Here is an 18,837-nt window from a genome sequence, read left to right as displayed (position 1 = left end):
CGTGGGGCGCGTTCTCGTCACTGCCCAGGTCGTGGGGGATGCCGTGGCGCGCCTTCGCGAGGCCGGCCACGACGTCGTCTTCCGCGACGTCGACGCCCCGATGCCGCGGGGCGAGTTGCTGGCCGCGCTGCCGGGGGTCGATGCGCTGGTCTCGATGCTCGTGGACCGCGTGGATGCCGAGGTGTTGGATGCCGCGGGGCCGGGCCTTCGGGTCGTGGCGAACGTGGCCGTCGGGTACGACAACCTCGACGTCGCGGCCTGTCGCGAGCGGGCAGTGGTCGTCACGAACACGCCGGGGGTGCTGACGGATGCCACCGCCGACATCGCGATGTCCCTGATTCTCATGTCGACGCGTGGGCTGGGCGCTGCCGAGCGGCGGGTCCGGACCGGGACGCCGTGGCGCTGGAGCCTCACGGCTCACCTCGGGGTGGGCCTGCGTGGGAAGACCCTGGGCATCGTGGGCCCCGGGGCGATCGGGCTCGCGACGACTCGACGGGCGAAGGCGTTCGGCATGGAGGTGCTGCTGTCCGGGCGGTCGTCGCCGGACCCGGCCGTGGTGGGTGAGCTCGACGCGAGGGTGGTCGACCTCGACGCCCTGCTCACGGCATCCGACGTCGTGTCGCTGCACTGCCCGCTCACGCCGGCCACGCGGCACCTCATCGGGGAGCGTGAGCTGCGGCTGATGCGGCCGGGCGCGCACCTGGTGAACACGTCGAGGGGGCCGGTCGTGGACGAGGCTGCCCTGGTGGCGGCGCTGGCTGCCGGGGAGATCGCGGGGGCGGGGCTCGACGTGTTCGAGGACGAACCGAGGGTGCACCCCGGCCTGCTCGGGCGTGAGGACGTCGTGCTGCTGCCGCACGTCGGCTCGGCGACGGTGGAGACGCGCACCGCGATGGCCGACCTCGCCGTGGCGAACGTGCTCGCCGTGCTGGCGGGGGCGCCAGCGCTCACCCCGGTGGGTGGCTGAGCCAGTCGACGGCGATGCGTTCGGCGGTGAGGCGGAGCAGCGAGGCGGCACTGCGGATCGAACGACCGCGGTCGGGCTCGAGGTCTGACAGCGGGTAGGCCCGGCGGATGCCGATGGCGGCAAGGGACGTGCTGTCGAGGTCGAGGCAGCCGCACACCGCCACGGCCGGGATGCCGTGGCCGGCCGCACGCTGGGCAACACCCTTCACGGCCTTGCCGGTCAGGGTCTGTGCATCGAGCGACCCCTCGCCGGTGATGACCAGATCGGCGCACTTCGGACCCGTGCCGGGGCCGCCGGGATCCGGCACGGCAGCCATCGCCGCGTCGAGGCCGACGAGGTCGAGCACCAGGTCGATGCCCGAGCAGTGCTCGGCGCCGAGGACCGCGAGGAGCGCGAACCCGACGCCTCCCGCGGCGCCGGCCCCCGGCATCCGTCCCCCCATCGACCAATAGGTCACTGCAGGTACGCCGGCTGCCCGTACCTGCAGTGACCTATTGGTCGATGTCGGTACGTCGGGGTGTGACTCGACGACGTCGGCCCAGTGGGCGAGGGCCGCCTCGAGCAGCGTGACGTCGGATGCCGTGGCGCCCTTCTGCGGCGCGAACACCTCCGCGGCACCCGTCGGGCCGAGCAGCGGGCTGTCGACGTCGGCAGCCATGACCAGCCGGGTGCCGGCCAGGCGAGGGTCGAGCCCGCTGAGGTCGAGGTGGGCCAGCCGAGCCAGGGCGGCCCCGCCGTCGGGCAGATCGACCCCGTCGGCATCGAGCAGGCGGGCACCCAGGGCGGCGAGCATGCCCGCGCCGCCGTCAGTGCTGGCCGACCCGCCGACCCCGACGACGATCTCTGCGGCCCCGAGGTCCAAGGCTCCACGAATGGCCTCGCCGAGACCGCGGCTCGACGCGGTGAGGGGTGCCGGAACGGCATCCGGCAAGCGACCGAGGCCGCAGGCATCGGCCATCTCGACGAGTGCGGTCGTGCCTCGGACGACGAGCGTTGCGCTCACCGGCGCACCGGTCGGGCCGTGCACCGGCACGGGAACGGCGTGCCACCCAGTCGCCACGGCCGCAGCGACGGTCCCCTCTCCACCGTCGGCAACCGGCACGACGACGACCTCAGCGTGGGGCGCGACGTCGAGCAGACCCAGGCGGACGGCATCCCCGACCTCCAGCGACGTCAGGGAACCCTTGAACGAGTCGCTGGCGACGACCACTCGGGGGGCGCGCGCCGGTCGGCCCACGTCAGAGGTACCGGTGCATCACGTGCAGCCCGACGCGGCCGTGGGTGCGTGACTCGAACGCCTCGGGGACCGTTCCGATGACCTGGAACCCGAGGTCCTTCCACAGCGCCACGGCGGCGGTGTTCGTTTCGACGACGGCGTTGAACTGCATTGCGGCATAACCCTGTTCGCGGGCCCAGGCGAGCACCCACTCGGCGAGCTGCCGACCCACCCCGCGGCCTCGGGCAGCGGGCGAGACCATGAAGGATGCCGTCGCCACGTGGCTCCCGCGCGCCGGCCGGTTGGGCCCGGACTTCGCCGAGCCGAGCACGGCCCCCGTCTCGTCGACCGCGACGACGCACACCCCGGGCGGCCCTTCGACCCACAGGCCCCAGGCCTGCTCAGCTGTCAGGTCGAGCGGGTAGGCGTAGGTCTCACCAGCCTCGACGATGTCGCGGAAGACCGGGAAGAAGGCAGGCCAGTCATTGGCCTCGATCGCACGGATGACCACCGCGACAGGTCAGTCCTCGTGGGGCTTCATGTGCAGCCACGGGCGGGTCAGCCCGAACCTGCGCCCGGTGATCTCGTCGACCTCGATGACGATGGTGTTGAACTTCGCGGTGTTGACCCACGGGCGCAGAGGCAGCAGCTCGGTCTCGGCCTCCTCGTGGTGCTCGAGCTGGCGGGCGCGACCCCGGATGACGACGCTCGTGGCCTCGTCCTCGGTGAACTCGTCGATCTCGAAGGCGACGTCAGCGTTCATCGTCAGCCCGAGCAGCTTGCTGCCCTCGGCGGTGCGGAACACCAGTCGCCGGTCGGCGTCGACGGCGTAGTTGATCGGCACGAGGTGCACCTCGTCGGCCAGGTGGAAGGCCAGGCGGCCGAACTCTTGCGCGTGGAGCATCTCCCAGCAGTCGTCATCGGTGAGGGTGGTGACGGGCGACGGATCGGACATCGGGCCTCCTGCGCTGGGTTCGTGCATCAAATCTATCGGCCCGGGGGTGCAGCCGGCTCGTCGGGGAGACGGTTCTCACCCGAAGCGTGGTGACCCGTGGGTACGGTGCCCCATGAGCGCAGCGCAGGTCGTCGTCATCGGTGCCGGACCGGGCGGGCTGGCCGCGGCGGCCGCGCTCGGTGCTCGTGGGGTGCAGGCCCTCGTCGTCGACCGCGACAGCCAGGTCGGCAGCTCGTGGCGCCGCCACTACGAACGGTTGCACCTGCACACGCCGAGGCGCTGGTCGGGCCTGCCCGGCTACCCGATCCCACGCCGGTTCGGCCGCTGGGTGGCCCGTGCCGACGTCGTGAGGTACCTCGAGGAGTACGTCGAGCACCACGGCATCCTGCTGCGTCTCGGGACCGCGGTGACGCGCATCGAGCGCGCCAGCACGGCGGCATCCCACCGCAACGGTGCCACGGCCGGCGACTCCACGGCATCCGACTCCGTCACCAACGCTCGGTGGCTGGTCCACCTCGACGACGGCCCCCCGCTCGCCGCTGAGCACGTGATCGTCGCGACCGGCTACAACCACACCCCGGTCACCCCCGACTGGCCGGGGCTCGACGGCTTCACCGGCGACCTCGTGCTGGCCCGCGACTACCGCAACGGTCGCCCGTACGCCGGTCGTGACGTCCTCGTCGTCGGCACCGGAAACACGGGCACCGAGATCGCGACCGACCTCGCCGAGCACGGTGCCACCCGAGTCTGGTTGGCCGTGCGCACGCCGCCGCACATCATCCGCCGCGACATGTTGGGCTGGCCCGCGCAGGGCACCGGCATCCTCGTGCGTCGCCTGCCCCCCCGGCTCGTCGACCGGGTGGCTCACGGGCTGGCCGCCGTCCAGGAACCCGACCTCAGCGCCTACGGGATGCCGCGAGCCGACCCGGGCCTGTACTCGCGCGTGCTCGTGGGTCGGGTTCCGGTGCAGGACGTCGGGATCGTCGACGCCATCCGCACGCGACGCGTCGAACCCGTGGCCGCCGTCGAGAGCGTCGACGGCGCCGAGGTGGTGCTCACCGACGGCACGAGGCTTCGGCCGGATGCCGTGCTGGTCGCCGCCGGCTACCGCGCCGGACTCGAGCCGCTGGTCGGCGACCTCGGGGTGCTCGACGGGCGAGGGCTGCCCGTGGTGCACGGCGCCCACGAGCCGCCGGGTGCTCCGGGGCTGTGGTTCACCGGCTTCACGAACCCGATCTCGGGGATGCTGCGCGAGCTTCGCATCGACGCCGAGCGGATCGCCGCCGCCATCGCACGCTGACACCGTGCTCGCCCGCCGTGCGGCGGACCCATCAACCGGCAATGCCTCGATCAGCCGAGTGCGCGAGCACGGACCCCGTTCGCAGGCACGGCCGAATGTCGGCTTTGCCGGTTGGCAGGCCCGGCGCTGCGGAGGCAAGGGGCTGAGGGGGCGGAGGATGGGGGGTGTCTGCAGGGGTCGTTGCCCGCCGCAAGGAATTGCTTCACGCGCGCAATGGCTCGTGGACGCCCCCCTTGGGCCGGGCCACACCGGGCCCCGCCGAGCCCGCCGGGCCCCGCCGGCCGGCTTCAGCCGGGCAGGCGAACCGTGTCGAGCATGAACTTGTGCTCGCGCAGTCGCTCGACGAGTGGCATCCCGATCGCCGTCGCGGGGGTGAGCACCCCGGCGGCATCGGGCAGGGCGTTGCCGTCCTCGAGCAGGGCGAGCGCGGCCTGGCCCAGCATCACCGCGGTACCGCTGTATCCGGGGTCGTAGGGGGCGGCGACCGTCGTGCGGTACCGAGCCCCGTTGGTGGCCTCGCCGGTGACCTCCATGCGGAACCGCCCGGCCGCCTGGGCCTCCTCGCTCGGACCCTCGCCCGGCTTGGGCAGCACCCGGTCCAGCAGCGACCGGGTCGGCCCGAACGCCATCCCGGCGAGCCCAGCGCCCAGGGCCACCGACGTCATCCCCGCGGCAACGGCTCCGGCTGGCCCGCTGCCGTAGTCCGAGTACTCGACGTACCGGAACCCCTCGCCGTACCCGAGCAGCGACGCCGACCGGGCGACGATCCGCGTGTTGAAGGCCGCCATGACGAACGGGCCGGTGAAGTGGCCGTTATCGGCATCGCGCTTGACCGGTGACGCCTTCGCCAGCTTCGCGAGCATCGCCGCCGGCCCCGAGGCGCCGGACCCCGACGACCCGGATGCCGTGGCACCGGTTGCGCTCGCGACCGTGCGGTCCCTGCCGGGCCGGGGACCCTCGGCCAGGGCCCACGGGTCGCCGACGATGCGGCGCGTGGTGGGGTCTGCCTTGAGCTCGTCGACCTGCACCCGGGCCGAGTCGATGGTGCCGCCGCTGAAGCCGCCCTTCATGCTGCGCACAGCCAGGTGGGTGCGGCCGAGGTCGGCGCCGTCGGCCTTGGCCGCCTGAGCAGTGAGCATCACGCCCAAGTCGCTCGGGATCGAGTCGAAGCCGCACGCGTGCACGATGCGCGCCCCGGTGCGCTTCGCGGTCTCGTGGTTGGCGGCGATGCTGCGGTGCACGAACAGCACCTCGCCGGTGAGGTCGCAGTAGTGCGTGCCGGCCTCGGCGCACGCGGCAGCCAGGGGCGCGCCGTACTTCACGTACGGCCCGACGGTCGTGACGACGACGTGGGCGCGGCGCGCGAGATCGGCCACGGCATCCGGGTTCGTGGCGTCGACGACGAGCAGCGGCCATCCGGCGGCCTGCGACCCGAGCCCGCGCGCCAGGTCCTCGAGGCGTGACTGCGAGCGACCGGCCAGGGCGATCCGCACCCCGTCGGGGGCCTCGGCGGCGAGGTGGCGAGCGGTCAGGCGCCCCACGAAACCGGTCGCGCCGAACAGGACGATGTCGAACTCTCGTGCACTCGCGCTCATCCCCCCACCCTAAAGCGCCCGTGGGCCGCGGCATGCGGCACAGTGTCACCCATGCGCACGAACCCGCGGGTCCTGGCCGTCGTCCAGGCGGGTGGTCAGGGGTCCAGGCTCGACGTGCTAACGCGTGAGCGGGCCAAGCCGGCCCTGTCGTTCGCCGGGTCGTTCCAGCTGATCGACGTCGCCCTGACCAACTGCGCCCACAGCGGAATCTCCGACGTCTGGCTGTCGGTGCAGTACCAGGCCGGGTCGCTGCACCACCACCTCGCGTCCGGTCGGCCGTGGGACCTCGACCGCACCCGCGGGGGCCTGCGCTGGCTGATGCCGCAGCAGGGTGGGGGATCGGCGGCCCAGGACGGCTTCTCCAACGGCAACGGCGACGACCTGCACCGGTTCTCCGACGCGATCCGCGAGTTCGCCCCGGACGCCGTCGTCGTGATGAGCACCGACCAGGTGCTGGCACTCGACCTGCGCCCGGTCGTGGCCGCTCACTTGGAGCGCGGCTCGCACTGCACGGTCGTCACGACCGAGGTGTCGCTGACCCAGGCGGCCGACAAGGCCGTCATCACCATCGGTCGGGGCTCGCGCGTCGCGCGGCTGGACTACAAGCCGGAGCGCCCGAGCGGCACGACGATCGCGGCGGAGGTCTTCGTCTACGACCCGACCGTGCTGCTCGCCACCCTTGAGGACCTGCGCCGCGAGTTGTCGCACACCGATGACGGCAACACCGGTATCGGCGACTTCGGCGAGCACCTGCTGCCGCGCATGATCCGCGACGGTGTCGTGCACGCCTGGCCGCACGAGGGGTACTGGGCAGACCTGGGCGCCCCTGCCGCGTACCTGTCGGCCCACCGCGACCTGCTGGCCGGGCGCGTCGACGTGCTTGACCGCCCGGACTGGCCGCTGCTCACCCGGTGGCCCGAACTGCCCGCGTCACGGGTCGACACGGGTGCCGTGCTCGAGGACGTCGTGCTGAGCGCCGGGTGCCGCGTCAAGGGGACGGTGCGGCGCAGTGTCCTCGGGCCCGGCGTCGTGGTCGAGCCGGGAGCGGTGGTCGAGGATGCCGTGCTGCTGGCCGGTGTTCGCGTCTCGCGTGACGCTCGGGTCGTGACCGCGATCCTCGATGAGGGTGTGCGGGTCGAGGCCGGGGCGCGCGTGGGTCAGGCGACCCGGGCCACGCGGGCGCACGATGACCACATCGCCGTGGTGGGGCGCGACTCGGTCATCGGCCGAGGCGTCACGGTGCCTGCGGGTGCCCGGCTCGAGCCGGGCACCACCGCGTGACAGTCGCGAGGTCGATGGGCTGATTTCCGCGCCAGCGGGCCGAGGTCAAGCCCGTTTCGAGTCGACGGCCGCGTGTGCCGGCCTCGCTGGCCGAACCTGTGAGAGGTGTAGGGGGTGCTGTGAGGGGTTCTTGCGGTGGTGAAGGGATTCCTTGCGCGGCGCAAGGGGTGCTGGAGCTGGGAGGTGCTGTGAGGGAGTCGTTGCGGTGGTGAGGGGATTCCTTGCGCGGCGCAAGGGGTGCTGGAGCAGGTACCTACCCCCGGCTCTCAGGAAACACCCCAGACCGGCGCAGACCTTGAGCCGTCAGGGGTACGTAGCCGCCACCGTCGCCGCGTAGCGGCCACGCACCTCGGCGGCCCGCGCGCGCCCGGCCTCGTCGGGCTCGACCGTGACGTCGACGGCGACGTCCCAGACCGGAGGCGCCTCGCCCCCGGCCAGAGCCCACGCGGCCTGCCGCGCCGCACCGACCGCGACGTACTCACCCGCGCCCGGCACAGCCACGGGCACGCCGAACACGTCGGCGGCCACCTCCTGCACGGCGACCGACGCGGCCGCACCGCCGATGAGCAGCACCCGGTGCACGGGGCACCCGGCTGCGCGCACGGCATCCACCGCCGCCGCGAGCCCGAGGAGCATGCCCTCGACGACGGCCCGCGCGAGGTTCTCGGGCGTCGCGTTCGAGCGGGTCAGGCCGTGCAGCGACCCCGTGGCCGCCGGCAGGTTCGGCGTGCGCTCTCCGTCGAGGTAGGGAAGCAGCGTCAGCCCGCCAGCACCGGGCGCCGCAGCCAGCGCCAACCGGTCGAGCCCGGCGTGGTCGGTGTTCAGCATGGCGGCACCCGCCCCGAGCACACGGGCGGCGTTGAGCGTGCACACCAGGGGTAGGAACCCGCCCTCGGCGTCGGCGAACGACTGCAGCGAGCCGCTCGGGTCGGCGCTCGCGACGTCGGTGCGGGCGAACGCCGTGCCACTCGTGCCGAGCGAGACGACGACGTCGCCGGGTACCAACCCGAGCCCCAGCGCTGCGCCCATGTTGTCGCCCGTCCCCGCTGCCACGGCGAGGCCGGATGCCGTGTGGCCGACGACCTCGGACGGCCCCGCCACCCGCGGCACGGCGAGGTCGGCGCCGCGCGTGGCGAGGGCGAGCAGGTCCTCGCGGTACGACCGGGTGCCCGCCGACCAGTAGCCGGTGCCGGAGGCGTCCCCGGCATCCGTGGTCCACGGGCGGGACGTGGCGGATGCCGTGGGCGCACCGCCCGCGCCTCCCGCACCGCCCGCGCCTCCCGCACCGCCCGCGCCTCCCGCACCGCCCCCGCCCGCACCGAGGATGCGCCCGGTCAGCCAGTCGTGCGGCAGCACGCACGTGGCGGCCCGGGCCAGGTTCTCGGGCTCGTGGTCGGCCATCCAGCGCAGCTTGCTGACCGTCGTCGCAGCCACGGGCACGACCCCGGTCGCGTCGGCCCAGGCCTGCGCGCCGAGCTCGGCCACGAGGTCGTCCGCAGGCCCCGCCGAGCGGGTGTCGTTCCACAACAGCGCCGGCCGCACCACGGCATCCGACTCGTCCAACAGCACCATCCCGTGCTGCTGCCCGCCGACGGCGATCGCGCTGACGCCGTCGAGCAGGCCGCCACCGCTGGCCTCCTGCCACGCCGACCACCAGTGGCGCGGGTCGACCTCGGTGCCGTCGGGGTGGCTGGCGCGACCCGTGCGCACGACCTCACCGGTCACCGCGTCACACACCACCACCTTGCACGACTGGGTGGAGGAGTCGACTCCGGCGACGAGCGGGCGATCGGCCTGGTTGTCCGTGGGCACCCCGCGACGGTAGCGCGTCAGCGGGCCGCGAACTCCGCTGCCTGACGCGCCGAGTACACCCGGTCGGCGGCGTCGATGCTGGCCCGGCTCGACAGGTCGACCCCGGCCTTCTTCGCGGCCGCCTTCGCCGCGGGGGTGCTCAGGTCGGGTGCCAGCACGAGTGCCGGCTTGATGGCGCGATCGGATGCCGCGTAGCGCCTCTGCTGGTCGGCCAACCTCTTCGTGGAGCCCTTGGCCGTGGTGAGCAGGGTTGCCGTGGCGGTGACCGTCGAGCCGGTGAGATACGGGCTGACCGTGGGGGTGTAGCCGCTCGCCTGGCCGGTGCGGTTGGGGTGGTAGGACTCCTGGATCGGGTTGGACAGCCCGTTGATCCACTCCGAGCTCGAGCACACCGCGTGGCCGACGAACGGGGTCGTGGGGTTGGCGAAGGAGAAGCCGGCCGCGGTGGCCCGGGCCTTCGTCGTGGAGTTCACCAGGTCGGCCATGGCGTTCAGGCGGGTCATCTCGCTCGAGGAGAACCACGTGAGCAGGTTGCAGTCCACCCCGTTGAAGATGCGCGGGTACCCGACGACGGTCACCTTCGCCTGGGGCGCCCGGGCCTTGATGCCGGCATAAAGGGTGTTCAGCGCGCCGGGCAGGGTCTGGTTCACGTAGGTCTGGGCCTTGTCGATGGCTCCGTTGCAGTTGCTGAGCCACGCCGGCTGGGCACACGTGGTCAGCACGCTCGCGAAGCCGGCGTCGTTGCCGCCGATCGAGATGCTCACGTAGGCCGTGCTGGAGTTCAGGGCGGAGAGCTGGGTGTTCGTGACGTCGGCGATCTTCGCGCCCGAACAGGCCCGGAAGTTCAGGGCGTACCCCTTGGCCGAGGCGATGAGCGAGGGGTAGGCGTACACCGATCGCAGGCAGCTCGTGCCGTCCGAGATGTAGCTGCGGGTGCCCGTGCCCGAGGAGTAGCTGTCGCCGAGCGCGACGTAGGACGGAGCCGCGGCATGGGCTGGTGCGGCCGAGACCACGAGGGCCGCGGTGGCGGCGAGGGCTGCGGTGGACAGGGCACGTCGTCGGGCCATGGGGGTCTCCTCGAATCAGCAGGGTCCTGCGGCTCACCCAGAGTCCACCCTCGCGGCCCCTCGTGGTGCGAGATTCGCGAAACCGCCGCGTAGCATCGAACAGTGGCCCTGACCGATCTCTCTCGCTGTTCCGCCGCCTCGCGTCACCGTGGTGACCCGCTGGCGGGCAGTGCCCCCGTCGCGTCGCGCTGGCTGCTCATCGAGCACCAGGGCCCGTGGGCGAAGAAGCCGCTCACCACGCCCCCGCTCACGGCATCCCTCGCCGACGAGATCGAGCGGATCTGCGCCTCGTTCGGGGGCAAGGTCCTGCTCGTGCGCCGTCCTGGCCGCCGCCTGCCCGGTGAGGACCCGCACTCGTGGTTCGCGATCGACACCATCCGCCGCACCCGAGTCAGGGGAGCCTGGCGGACCGCCGACGACCTGCGCGAGGCGGCACATGCCCTGGGGATGCCGTTGTCCGGCAGCGACGAGGACGCCGACCCGATGGTGCTCGTGTGCACCCACGCCACCCGGGACGCCTGCTGCGCGGTGCGTGGTCGGCCGATCGCGGCCACTCTGGCCAAGGCCCTGCCCGAGGAGGTCTGGGAGTGCACCCACCTCGGTGGGCACCGGTTCGCCGGCACGCTCCTGTCGTTGCCCGACGGTGCCTGCTTCGGCCAGCTCGACCCCGTCAACGCGCTGGCCGCCGTGACCGCGCACCGTGCTGGGCGCACCGACGCTCGCTTCCTGCGGGGGACCACCCGATGGGACCCGCCGGTGCAGGCAGCCCTGGCCGCGGTGTTGGCCGAGCACGGCCCGGCCGACCTCGACGACCTCGTCCCGGGGGCAGCCGACACCGACGGTGACCACACCAAGGTCGAGGTCTACGGCCGCGGCTCGCTCCCGGCCCGGGTGATCGTCGACGTCGTGACGCAGGCCCTGCCCGACGCCCCGCTGAGTTGTGGGGACGTGCCCAAGGCCCACGTGGCCCACCGCGCGACCCTGCGCCCCTGAGTCAGGGTGAGGGGGCGGAGGCCGGCAGCACCGTGGCCGTCGTGAGCGCCTCGTCGCGCGAGCACACCCGCTCGGGGTCCACCTCGCGCCGGTCGATCCGCGACCCGTTGACGAGCTGCACCCCGTCGTAGCTCGGCCGTCCCTCGATGACGTTGCTGTACCGGTAGCGCGTCAGTGTCGCGAGGCGGCAGTTCGTGCCGAACGTCAGCACGTCGAAGGCCGACGGCTGCCCGACCAGTTCCTCCCCGGGCGCCTGCTCGACGAAGTGGGTGACCGGGCCACCGCCGGTGAAGGTGCCGACCTGCACACGGTTGCCCTCGAGGTCGGTGGAGTGCATGTGACCGTTGACGAGCACCCCGCCCTCAACCCCCTTCAGCGCCCACGGTTCGTGGCTCACGACCACGTCGGATGCCGTCCGCCCCCCGAACGCGGCGACGAACGCTTCGCGGGCGGGCACCTGCTTCGCGGGTGAGCCGGTGCCGGAGTCGCCGAACCAGCGGGGGTCGTTGAACCCCGAGATCGTGATGCCGCCGATGGTGGCCTCGGTGTACTCGCCGGGCGTCGGCTCGAGCAGCACGACGTTCGGCACCTGCGCGAGCCGGGCCAGCACGGCGGTGTCGGTCGCGCTCGTGGCGTCGTGGTTGCCCCGCACGAACAGGTAGGGCACGCCCAGGGACTCGATGCCGCTGAAGATGCCCGCCGCCTCACCCTCGGCAACGGTGCCGAAGTTGAGCAGGTCACCGGCGTCGATGACGACGTCGACCGACTCCTCCTGAACGATCGTGCGCATCAGCGGGTACTGGTTGCCGCCGTGGATGTCACTGACGAGCAGGGCGCGCAGCGCGGTGTCGGCCTCCAGCGGCGCTGCCGAGTACTTCTGCTGAAGCGCCGTCGACAGCGCGATGACGTTGCGCAGGTACGGGGCGACCTGGGTGGCCCTGGCCTCGACGTCGGACAGGATGCCCTGGTTGCGCTGCAGGGTGCCGAGGATGCCGGTCGAGGTGAAGGTCTCCTGGCGCTGCGGTTGGTAGGTCGCGTACAGCGAGGCCGCCGTCAGCGTGGTGGCCAGCACCCACCCCGTGCCGCACGCGACGACGAGGGTGAGGCGAGGGCGACGGCGGCGCAGCAGGGCATCCGCCCCCACCACCGCGCCGATCAGCACGAGCCCGCCGAGGGCGAAGCGCAGCAGGACGTCGACGGCCACCTCGCGGATGGCCTCGCTCAGCTCGGCCGGTCCGGGGCGCAGCGACGCGAGGCTGACGTTGGGGCGGGACAGCTCGTCGGCGATGCTCGCGTTCACCTGTGGCACGGAGCGGATGCCGGGGGCGACCCCGGAGAAGCCGAGTTCGAGGTCGCCGAACGCCGTGGTGGCGAGGATCTGGCCGAGGTGGGTCGGGTCGGGGTCCAGCGTGACCGTGGCCTGGTAGTTGCGGGTGTGGGCCGTCGCGGGTGCAACCGTCGTCGCGATGACGCCGGCCGCGATGCACGTCACGGTCACGGCGAGCAAGCCGAGGGCCTGACGGACCCGACGCGAGCCGATCCGGTGACCGGCCCACCACCAGACCCCGGTCGCCGTGACGAGCGGCCAGAGGACCGTCAGGGCGGCGACCACCCGTTCGTGGAGCCCGAAGGACGCGCTGCTCAGCCCCAGTGCGAGAGTCGCGACGGATGCCGTGAGCACCACGGCCGCCGTGCGCGCGACGCGGTGGGTGAGCACCCGCGCACCGCCCTGCCTGGCGGCGAACCACGGCCAGATGCCGAGCAGGACGACGGATGCCGTGGCGACCGCCGTGTGCGCGGCCGAGGACTCGGCGCGCGACGGCAACGGCACGGCGGCGACGAGCAGGGTCGCGACACCACCAGCGGCGAGGATCGCGCGCCCGGTGCGCTGGGCTGATCCGAGGGCCCAGGCCGTGACGACGTGGGCCAGCCCGGTCACGACGAGCGCGGCGGTCATGACCCAGCGGTGCGGGGTGGCCGAGGCGGCGAGGGCACTGATCGTCTCGGACCGGGCGTCGAAGCCGCCGGGTTGGAGGGCGGCAGCCCACGTCCAACCGCCGACGAGCGCCACGACGGCGACCGTCGCACTGAGCACGGCAGTGCGGGGCCGTCCCCTGCGTGCGGGCATGCCTCAACCCTAGGTCCGGCACCTAGGGTTGCCCTCATGCCCGATGCCTCAGCAGCGTTCGACGCCCCCTTCGAGGGCGTGCTCCTCGACCTCGACGGCACGCTCGTCGACTCGATCGCCGCCGTCGAACGCTCGTGGATCCGGTGGTGTGGCGAGTTCGGCGTCGACCCCATGCGGTTGCGCGGGATGCACGGGGTGACCGCCGCCAACGTCATCGAAGGGCTGCTTCCCCCCGAGCAGCGCGAGCAGGCGCACCTGCGCATCCGTGAGATCGAGGTGGCCGACGTCGACGACATCGTCGTACTGCCCGGTGCCGCCGAACTCCTTCGGGCACTCGCCGACGCATCCGTTCCCACGGCCATCGTCACGTCGGGCACGCGCGACCTCGCCGAGGCACGCATCGCGGCGACCGGGCTCGTCCACCCGCCGGTGGTCGTCACGGCATCCGACGTCGAGCGCGGGAAGCCCTGGCCCGACCCGTGGCTGCTCGGCGCCCGCCTGCTCGGCGTGGATCCGGGGGAGTGCGTCGTCATCGAGGACTCGATGGCCGGGTTGCGGGCGGCACGTGAGGCCGGATGCCGTGGCCTCGTTGCGGTGACGAGCACCACCGCGCCCGAGGAGCTTCGTGAACTGGCCGGGGTCGTCGTCCCCGACGTCGCACACCTGTCGACCGAGGTCGAGCAGGGGCGGCTGCGCGTGCACGTCTGACGTCGCCGCTAGGGTGCACCAATGGATGCCGACGCCGTTGTCGTGGGTGCCGGCCTCGCCGGCCTCGTCGCCACGTGTGAGCTCGCCGATGCGGGCCGCTCGGTGGTGCTGCTCGACCAGGAGAGCGAGGCCAACCTCGGGGGTCAGGCCTGGTGGAGCTTCGGCGGGTTGTTCCTCGTGGACAGCCCGGAACAGCGCCGCATGGGGATCTCGGACTCGCTCGAGCTCGCCTGGCAGGACTGGCAGGGCACCGCGGGCTGGGACCGCCTGACCAACCCCGACGGCAGCCCCGGTCCCGACCACTGGGGGCAGCAGTGGGGGCGGGCCTACGTCGAGTGGGCTGCCGGTGAGAAGCGGTCGTGGCTGCGCGAGCGCGGCATCTCGTTCTTCCCGGTCGTCGGCTGGGCCGAGCGGGGAGACGGCACGAGTGGCGGGCACGGCAACTCGGTGCCGCGCTTCCACATCCCGTGGGGCACCGGCACCGGGGTGGTCGCGCCGTTCGAGCAGCGGGTGCGTGACCACATCGCCGCCGGCCGGGTGATCTACCGGCCGCGGCACCGGGTCGACCAGCTGGTGCGCTCCAGTGGTGTGGTGACGGGGGTTCGGGGGTCGGTGCTGGCGCCCGATTCGTCGCCCCGTGGCGTCGCGAGCAACCGCGACGTCGAGGGCGAGTTCGAGTACGGCGGCCAGGCCGTCGTCGTGACCTCCGGCGGCATCGGCGGCAACCACGACCTGGTGCGGGCCAACTGGCCGCAGCGGCTGGGGGAGGCGCCGACCGACATGCTGACCGGTGTGCCCGCCTACGTCGACGGACGGATGCTCGCCATCACCGAGGCAGCCGGGGGTGCCGTGGTCAACCGCGACCGCATGTGGCACTACGTCGAGGGCGTGCGCAACTGGGACCCGGTCTGGCCGGGCCATGCCATCCGGATCCTCGCCGGGCCGAGCGCGATGTGGTTCGACGGTCGCGGTGACCGGCTGCCCGCCCCGTACTTCCCGGGGTTCGACACCCTGGGGACGCTGGATCACCTCCAGCACACCGGGGTCGAGCACTCGTGGTTCATCCTCAACCGGGCGCTCGCCGGCAAGGAGTTCGCGCTGTCGGGCTCGGAGCAGAACCTCGACCTGACCCAGCGCCGCTACCGCGACGTGCTGAAGCGGCCGATCACCGCGGTCCAGCCCTCGGTGCAGGCGTTCCTCGACCACGGTGAGGACTGGTTGACCGCCGACACCATCGGTGAGCTCGTCGCGAAGATGAACGAGCTGACCCCCCACGCACCGCTGGACCCGGCGCACATCGAGCGCCAGATCGTCGAGCGCGACCGGCAGGTCGACAACGCCTACACCAAGGACGCGCAGGTCGCCGCGATCCGGGTGGCGCGCGGTTACCGCGGTGACAAGCTGACGAAGCGGGCCTTCCCGCTGCACCGCATCCTCGACCCCAAGCGCGGGCCGCTCGTGGCCGTGCGCCTGCGGGTGCTCTCCCGCAAGACCCTCGGCGGGCTGCACACCGACCTGACCGGGCGGGTGCTCGACCCCTTGGGTGAGCCGGTGCCCGGTCTCTACGCCGCGGGTGAGGTCTCCGGGTTCGGCGGTGGTGGCGTGCACGGGTACCGCGCGCTCGAGGGGACCTTCGTCGGCGGCTGCCTGTTCAGCGGTCGGGCTGCGGGTCGCGCAGCAGCCGCCGCCACCGCCTGATCCATACCCAGATCGACCAATAGGTCAGTCCAGGTACGGCCTGATCCGGCGGGCGGTACCCAGTTCGACCAATAGGTCAGTCCAGGTACGGCCTGATCCGGCGGGCGGTACCCAGATCGACCAATAGGTCAGTCCAGGTACGGCAACGGATGCCGGTCGCTCGGGGGCTGGTCCCTCAGAGGTACTGGCCGGTGCCCTCGGCGTGACCCGGTGAGGCGGGGCCTCCCGGCGCCGGCTGGCCGTGCGGCATGGCGCCGGACGGCGGCCCCGCGGGGTGGGAGGTGCCCGGCGGCAGGGCCCGCATCTGCTGCAGCTGGGCCTGCGCGGCCATCTGCTGGGCGACGAGCGCCGTCTGGATGCCGTGGAACAACCCTTCCAGCCACCCCACCAGCTGGGCCTGGGCGATCCGCAGCTCGGCGTCGCTCGGGGCTTCCTCGCGGAACGGCAGGGCGATGCGCTCGAGCTCCTCGACGAGTTCGGGGGCCAGGCCGTCCTTGAGCTCGGCGATCGATCGGCTGTGGATCTCGGCGAGTCGGGCCCGGCCGCGTTCGTCGAGCGGGGCGCTGCGCACCTCCTCCAGGAGCTGCTTGATCATCGAACCGATGCGCATCACCTTGGCCGGCTGCTCCACGAGGTCTGCCGGGTTGCTGGGGCGCTCGCGGCGCCCCTCACGCTCGCCCTGGGGCTGCTCGTCGTGGTGGGCGACGCCCATGCCGTCGGGGGTGACGACGACGACTCGCTCACCGTCGCTCGTGACGGTTGCGGGGACGGCCCGGTCCTCGGTCGAGGAGTCCTGGTCGCCGGTGGTGGTGTCGTGCTCGCTCATGCGCCCATCCTGCCCCACGGCATTCGGCACCACCGGGTTGACATCGACAAACGATATGCATATCGTCTATCAGTGCTATCGAAAGTCGATACATGACACACGAGAGGGACTGCTCATGGACCAGAACTCGACACCCACGGCACCCACACCCACACCCAGGCCCCGTCGCGACTGGTTCGCCTTCGACCGCAGCGACCGCTGGGGCATGGGCATCCTGCTCGGGTTGGTCGTCGTCATCACCGTCGCCACCAGCATCGTGCTGCCCATCCTGCGCTGGGCTGACGGCGACGGCATCCCCCTGCCGTTCCTCAGCGGCGTCACCGTGCCCGAGCTCGATGCGGTCGGAACCTCCTACGGTGTCGCGGCCTACGACGTCACGTTGGCCGATCCCACGGTCGCGCAACGTCTGCTCGACCTCGCCCCCGGCCTGTTGATCGTCGGTCTCATGACCGCCGGCAGCCTGCTGATCGTGGCGGTGATGCGCACGATCGCCGCAGGTGACCCGTTCGTCGCCGCCAATGTCCGCCGCATGCGCCAACTCGCGGCGGTGCTGCTCGTCGGGCCGTTCTTCACCCTCTTCCTGTCGATGTCGGTGCACGGGGCACTGCTCAGTGACGTCGACCTCGGCGGCCTCGCCCTCTTGGCCGTCCTCGACATCCCCTGGGCGTACCTCGTCGCCGGCATGGTGGTCGCGCTGCTCGCGGAGGCGTTCAAGGCCGGCAGCCGGCTGCGCGACGACGTCGAGGGTCTCGTCTGATGCCGGTCGACGAGCCACACCGCGTCACCTGCCACCTCGACCGGCTCCTCGAGGAGCGCGGCATGACCCTCGCGGCCCTCGCGGATGCCGTGGGCGTCACCGTCGTCAACCTCTCGGTGCTCAAGAACAACCGGGCCAAGGCCGTCCGGTTCAGCACCATCACGGCGATCTGCGACGTGCTCGAGTGCCAGGTGGGGGACGTGCTGAGCGTCGAGCGCGAGGTGCGCTGACGGCATCCGATCACCGGGCGCGAAGGGTCAGACGCGGCGAAGGGCGGGCTGGGATGCTGTCGCGAGCGCCGCCGCTGTCACCGCGGCTCCCACGGTCACGGCGAACGCGCCGTGGTGGCCGTGCACGTCGGCGAGGCGTCCGGCGGTGGCCGAACCGAGGGCGTACCCGAGCCCGGTGGCGCCGGCGAGGAGGGTCATCGCCGCACCGACCCGCTCGACCGGGGCGGCGCGCTCGCCGAGCATGAAGACGCTGATCATGTAGGGGGCGACGACGAAACCGAGCACGAGGACGACGGCGAACAGCTGCGGAACGGTGTCGGTGAGGAGCAGCGGCAACGACAGCAGGGCCAGGCCCAGGGCGGCGACGAGCACGCGTGAGCCGTACCCGAAGCGGGCGGGCAGGGCCGCGACGGCGAGCCCGGCGATGACCGACCCGACCCCGAGGCAGGCGTGCACCAGACCTGCGAGGCCGCTCTGCCCGGCATCCGTGGTGAGCACCGTCGTGCCGGTCTGGATGGAGCCGAACACCACCCCGATGAGCAGTTGTGCCACGAGCAGGATCGCGAAGGTGCCGGTGACGAGACGGGCGGTGGTCACGGCATCCGGGCGGTGGGCGTGGGTGAGGCGGGCGGTGGGGTGCAACGCGAATGCGCAGCCGAAGACGAGCAGGATCGCGGCGGCGATGAGCAGGGCGATCTCGGGGCTGGCCACGACGACGATGAGGCCGAGCAGCGCCGGGCCGAGCACGAAGGAGGCCTCGTCAGCGGCGCCCTCGTAGGAGAAGGCGGCCTCCATCAGGCGCGGTTGGTGGTGCTGCTGGTTGCGGGTGATGGGGCGCCAGCGCACCCGTGCGAGTGGGCCGATCTGCGGCATCGCGGCGCCGGCGACGGCTGCGGTGAGGATGACGATCCACGGGGTGACCTGCGCGTGGGCGAGCACGACGAGGGCGATCAGCCCGAGCCCGCCGAGCACCGACTGGACGAACACGACGGGCCGTTGCCCGACCCGGTCGGCCAGGGCCCCGGCGATCGGGGCGCCGATGGCGTTGGTCACGGCCAGGGCGCCGGCGGCGGCGCCACCGGTGCCGTAGGAGCCGGTGGTTCCGGCGACGAGCAGCAGGGTGCCCATCTGGGCCATGGCCAAGGGGAGGCGGCCGATGAAGGCGATGGCGACGTAGAGCGGGCCGGCGAGGCTGAACAGCCGCCGGTAGGAGGCGAGGGGGGACATGCGCAGCTTCCTGGTCTGCGCCCGGGGAGGGCGAAACGAGTGTGCGCCGAACCCGCCTCCAAGGACGCACCAGGACC

Annotated in this window: 17 protein-coding genes; 8 read left to right on the top strand and 9 right to left on the bottom strand. The window is 72.6% G+C overall.

Annotation, left to right across the window (positions count from 1 at the left end):
* Window position 1: 1 nt before the first annotated feature.
* A complete protein-coding gene (locus tag C8E84_RS10150; protein ID WP_159901814.1) occupies window positions 2-967 on the top strand; it encodes a 2-hydroxyacid dehydrogenase in 966 nt (321 codons plus the stop codon).
* Here the strand turns inward: C8E84_RS10150 and C8E84_RS10145 are convergent.
* Genes C8E84_RS10145 through C8E84_RS10135 form a run of 3 tightly spaced genes read right to left on the bottom strand, consistent with a single transcriptional unit; the run spans window position 948 to window position 3,138 of the window.
* Entirely contained in the window at window positions 948-2,204 is a 1,257-nt protein-coding gene (locus tag C8E84_RS10145) for a glycerate kinase (RefSeq protein WP_211675472.1), read from the bottom strand. The genes C8E84_RS10150 and C8E84_RS10145 overlap by 20 nt on opposite strands.
* Before the next feature lies 1 nt (window position 2,205).
* Window positions 2,206-2,694 (bottom strand): GNAT family N-acetyltransferase, encoded by a 489-nt coding sequence (locus C8E84_RS10140; protein ID WP_159901812.1) that lies wholly within the window; start codon window positions 2,692-2,694, stop codon window positions 2,206-2,208.
* A 9-nt stretch (window positions 2,695-2,703) separates the two neighbouring features.
* Window positions 2,704-3,138, bottom strand: a complete 435-nt coding sequence (locus C8E84_RS10135; protein WP_159901810.1) for a pyridoxamine 5'-phosphate oxidase family protein — start codon at window positions 3,136-3,138, stop codon at window positions 2,704-2,706.
* A gap of 112 nt (window positions 3,139-3,250) precedes the next feature.
* On the opposite strand from C8E84_RS10135, the gene C8E84_RS10130 reads away from it, so the two are divergent.
* Window positions 3,251-4,438: a flavin-containing monooxygenase gene (locus C8E84_RS10130; RefSeq protein WP_159901808.1), complete on the top strand. Its 1,188-nt coding sequence runs from the start codon at window positions 3,251-3,253 to the stop codon at window positions 4,436-4,438.
* A gap of 287 nt (window positions 4,439-4,725) precedes the next feature.
* Here the strand turns inward: C8E84_RS10130 and C8E84_RS10125 are convergent, their stop codons facing one another.
* A complete protein-coding gene (locus tag C8E84_RS10125) occupies window positions 4,726-6,033 on the bottom strand; it encodes a saccharopine dehydrogenase family protein (RefSeq protein ID WP_159901806.1) in 1,308 nt (435 codons plus the stop codon).
* A 51-nt stretch (window positions 6,034-6,084) separates the two neighbouring features.
* On the opposite strand from C8E84_RS10125, the gene C8E84_RS10120 reads away from it, so the two are divergent.
* A complete protein-coding gene (locus C8E84_RS10120) occupies window positions 6,085-7,314 on the top strand; it encodes a glucose-1-phosphate adenylyltransferase family protein (protein WP_159901804.1) in 1,230 nt (409 codons plus the stop codon).
* Between the two features lie 303 nt (window positions 7,315-7,617).
* Here the strand turns inward: C8E84_RS10120 and C8E84_RS10115 are convergent, their stop codons facing one another.
* Together C8E84_RS10115 and C8E84_RS10110 are read right to left on the bottom strand one after the other, a co-directional pair.
* Window positions 7,618-9,126 (bottom strand): FGGY family carbohydrate kinase, encoded by a 1,509-nt coding sequence (locus C8E84_RS10115; RefSeq protein WP_159901802.1) that lies wholly within the window; start codon window positions 9,124-9,126, stop codon window positions 7,618-7,620.
* A gap of 17 nt (window positions 9,127-9,143) precedes the next feature.
* The gene (locus C8E84_RS10110; RefSeq protein ID WP_159901800.1) at window positions 9,144-10,193 is read right to left on the bottom strand and encodes an SGNH/GDSL hydrolase family protein; all 1,050 of its coding nucleotides are present in this window, start codon (window positions 10,191-10,193) and stop codon (window positions 9,144-9,146) included.
* A 102-nt stretch (window positions 10,194-10,295) separates the two neighbouring features.
* On the opposite strand from C8E84_RS10110, the gene C8E84_RS10105 reads away from it, so the two are divergent.
* A complete protein-coding gene (locus C8E84_RS10105) occupies window positions 10,296-11,186 on the top strand; it encodes a ferredoxin family protein (protein WP_159901798.1) in 891 nt (296 codons plus the stop codon).
* A gap of 1 nt (window position 11,187) precedes the next feature.
* On the opposite strand, the gene C8E84_RS10100 is transcribed toward C8E84_RS10105, so the two are convergent.
* Window positions 11,188-13,314: a DUF998 domain-containing protein gene (locus C8E84_RS10100; RefSeq protein WP_159901796.1), complete on the bottom strand. Its 2,127-nt coding sequence runs from the start codon at window positions 13,312-13,314 to the stop codon at window positions 11,188-11,190.
* 36 nt (window positions 13,315-13,350) lie between these two features.
* Between C8E84_RS10100 and C8E84_RS10095 the strand changes: the two genes are divergently transcribed.
* Both C8E84_RS10095 and C8E84_RS10090 read left to right on the top strand, forming a co-directional pair.
* Window positions 13,351-14,022 carry an HAD-IA family hydrolase gene (locus tag C8E84_RS10095; protein ID WP_159901794.1) on the top strand — a complete coding sequence of 224 codons (672 nt, stop codon included), beginning with the start codon at window positions 13,351-13,353 and terminating at the stop codon, window positions 14,020-14,022.
* 21 nt (window positions 14,023-14,043) lie between these two features.
* Window positions 14,044-15,720, top strand: coding sequence for an FAD-binding dehydrogenase (locus C8E84_RS10090; protein WP_159901792.1), 1,677 nt, complete (start codon window positions 14,044-14,046; stop codon window positions 15,718-15,720).
* Window positions 15,721-15,895: 175 nt separating this feature from the next.
* On the opposite strand, the gene C8E84_RS10085 is transcribed toward C8E84_RS10090, so the two are convergent.
* The gene (locus tag C8E84_RS10085; protein ID WP_281348936.1) at window positions 15,896-16,546 is read right to left on the bottom strand and encodes a bacterial proteasome activator family protein; all 651 of its coding nucleotides are present in this window, start codon (window positions 16,544-16,546) and stop codon (window positions 15,896-15,898) included.
* Between the two features lie 115 nt (window positions 16,547-16,661).
* Between C8E84_RS10085 and C8E84_RS10080 the strand changes: the two genes are divergently transcribed.
* Together C8E84_RS10080 and C8E84_RS10075 are read left to right on the top strand one after the other, a co-directional pair.
* The gene (locus tag C8E84_RS10080) at window positions 16,662-17,303 is read left to right on the top strand and encodes a DUF2975 domain-containing protein (protein WP_159901790.1); all 642 of its coding nucleotides are present in this window, start codon (window positions 16,662-16,664) and stop codon (window positions 17,301-17,303) included.
* The gene (locus tag C8E84_RS10075; protein ID WP_159901788.1) at window positions 17,303-17,533 is read left to right on the top strand and encodes a helix-turn-helix domain-containing protein; all 231 of its coding nucleotides are present in this window, start codon (window positions 17,303-17,305) and stop codon (window positions 17,531-17,533) included. Before C8E84_RS10080 ends, C8E84_RS10075 begins: the two co-directional genes overlap by 1 nt.
* A 27-nt stretch (window positions 17,534-17,560) precedes the next feature.
* Here C8E84_RS10075 and C8E84_RS10070 read toward each other — a convergent pair whose 3' ends face one another.
* Window positions 17,561-18,760, bottom strand: a complete 1,200-nt coding sequence (locus C8E84_RS10070; RefSeq protein ID WP_159901786.1) for an MFS transporter — start codon at window positions 18,758-18,760, stop codon at window positions 17,561-17,563.
* Window positions 18,761-18,837 lie beyond the last annotated feature (77 nt).

Origin of the sequence: Ornithinibacter aureus (assembly GCF_009858245.1) — a bacterium.
GTDB classification, from domain to species: domain Bacteria; phylum Actinomycetota; class Actinomycetes; order Actinomycetales; family Dermatophilaceae; genus Fodinibacter; species Fodinibacter aureus.
The sequence above is the reverse complement of the archived record's forward strand: the minus strand, read 5'-3'. Positions and strand labels throughout refer to the sequence as shown.

Excerpts from the sequence above, each read along its gene's own strand:
- C8E84_RS10100 (WP_159901796.1), bottom strand. The coding sequence starts at position 13,314 with ATGCCCGCACGCAGGGGACGGCCCCGCACTGCCGTGCTCAGTGCGACG.
- C8E84_RS10120 (WP_159901804.1), top strand. The coding sequence starts at position 6,085 with ATGCGCACGAACCCGCGGGTCCTGGCCGTCGTCCAGGCGGGTGGTCAG.
- C8E84_RS10090 (WP_159901792.1), top strand. The coding sequence starts at position 14,044 with ATGGATGCCGACGCCGTTGTCGTGGGTGCCGGCCTCGCCGGCCTCGTC.
- C8E84_RS10075 (WP_159901788.1), top strand. The coding sequence starts at position 17,303 with ATGCCGGTCGACGAGCCACACCGCGTCACCTGCCACCTCGACCGGCTC.
- C8E84_RS10085 (WP_281348936.1), bottom strand. The coding sequence starts at position 16,546 with ATGAGCGAGCACGACACCACCACCGGCGACCAGGACTCCTCGACCGAG.
- C8E84_RS10110 (WP_159901800.1), bottom strand. The coding sequence starts at position 10,193 with ATGGCCCGACGACGTGCCCTGTCCACCGCAGCCCTCGCCGCCACCGCG.
- C8E84_RS10125 (WP_159901806.1), bottom strand. The coding sequence starts at position 6,033 with ATGAGCGCGAGTGCACGAGAGTTCGACATCGTCCTGTTCGGCGCGACC.
- C8E84_RS10070 (WP_159901786.1), bottom strand. The coding sequence starts at position 18,760 with ATGTCCCCCCTCGCCTCCTACCGGCGGCTGTTCAGCCTCGCCGGCCCG.
- C8E84_RS10080 (WP_159901790.1), top strand. The coding sequence starts at position 16,662 with ATGGACCAGAACTCGACACCCACGGCACCCACACCCACACCCAGGCCC.
- C8E84_RS10095 (WP_159901794.1), top strand. The coding sequence starts at position 13,351 with ATGCCCGATGCCTCAGCAGCGTTCGACGCCCCCTTCGAGGGCGTGCTC.
- C8E84_RS10130 (WP_159901808.1), top strand. The coding sequence starts at position 3,251 with ATGAGCGCAGCGCAGGTCGTCGTCATCGGTGCCGGACCGGGCGGGCTG.
- C8E84_RS10135 (WP_159901810.1), bottom strand. The coding sequence starts at position 3,138 with ATGTCCGATCCGTCGCCCGTCACCACCCTCACCGATGACGACTGCTGG.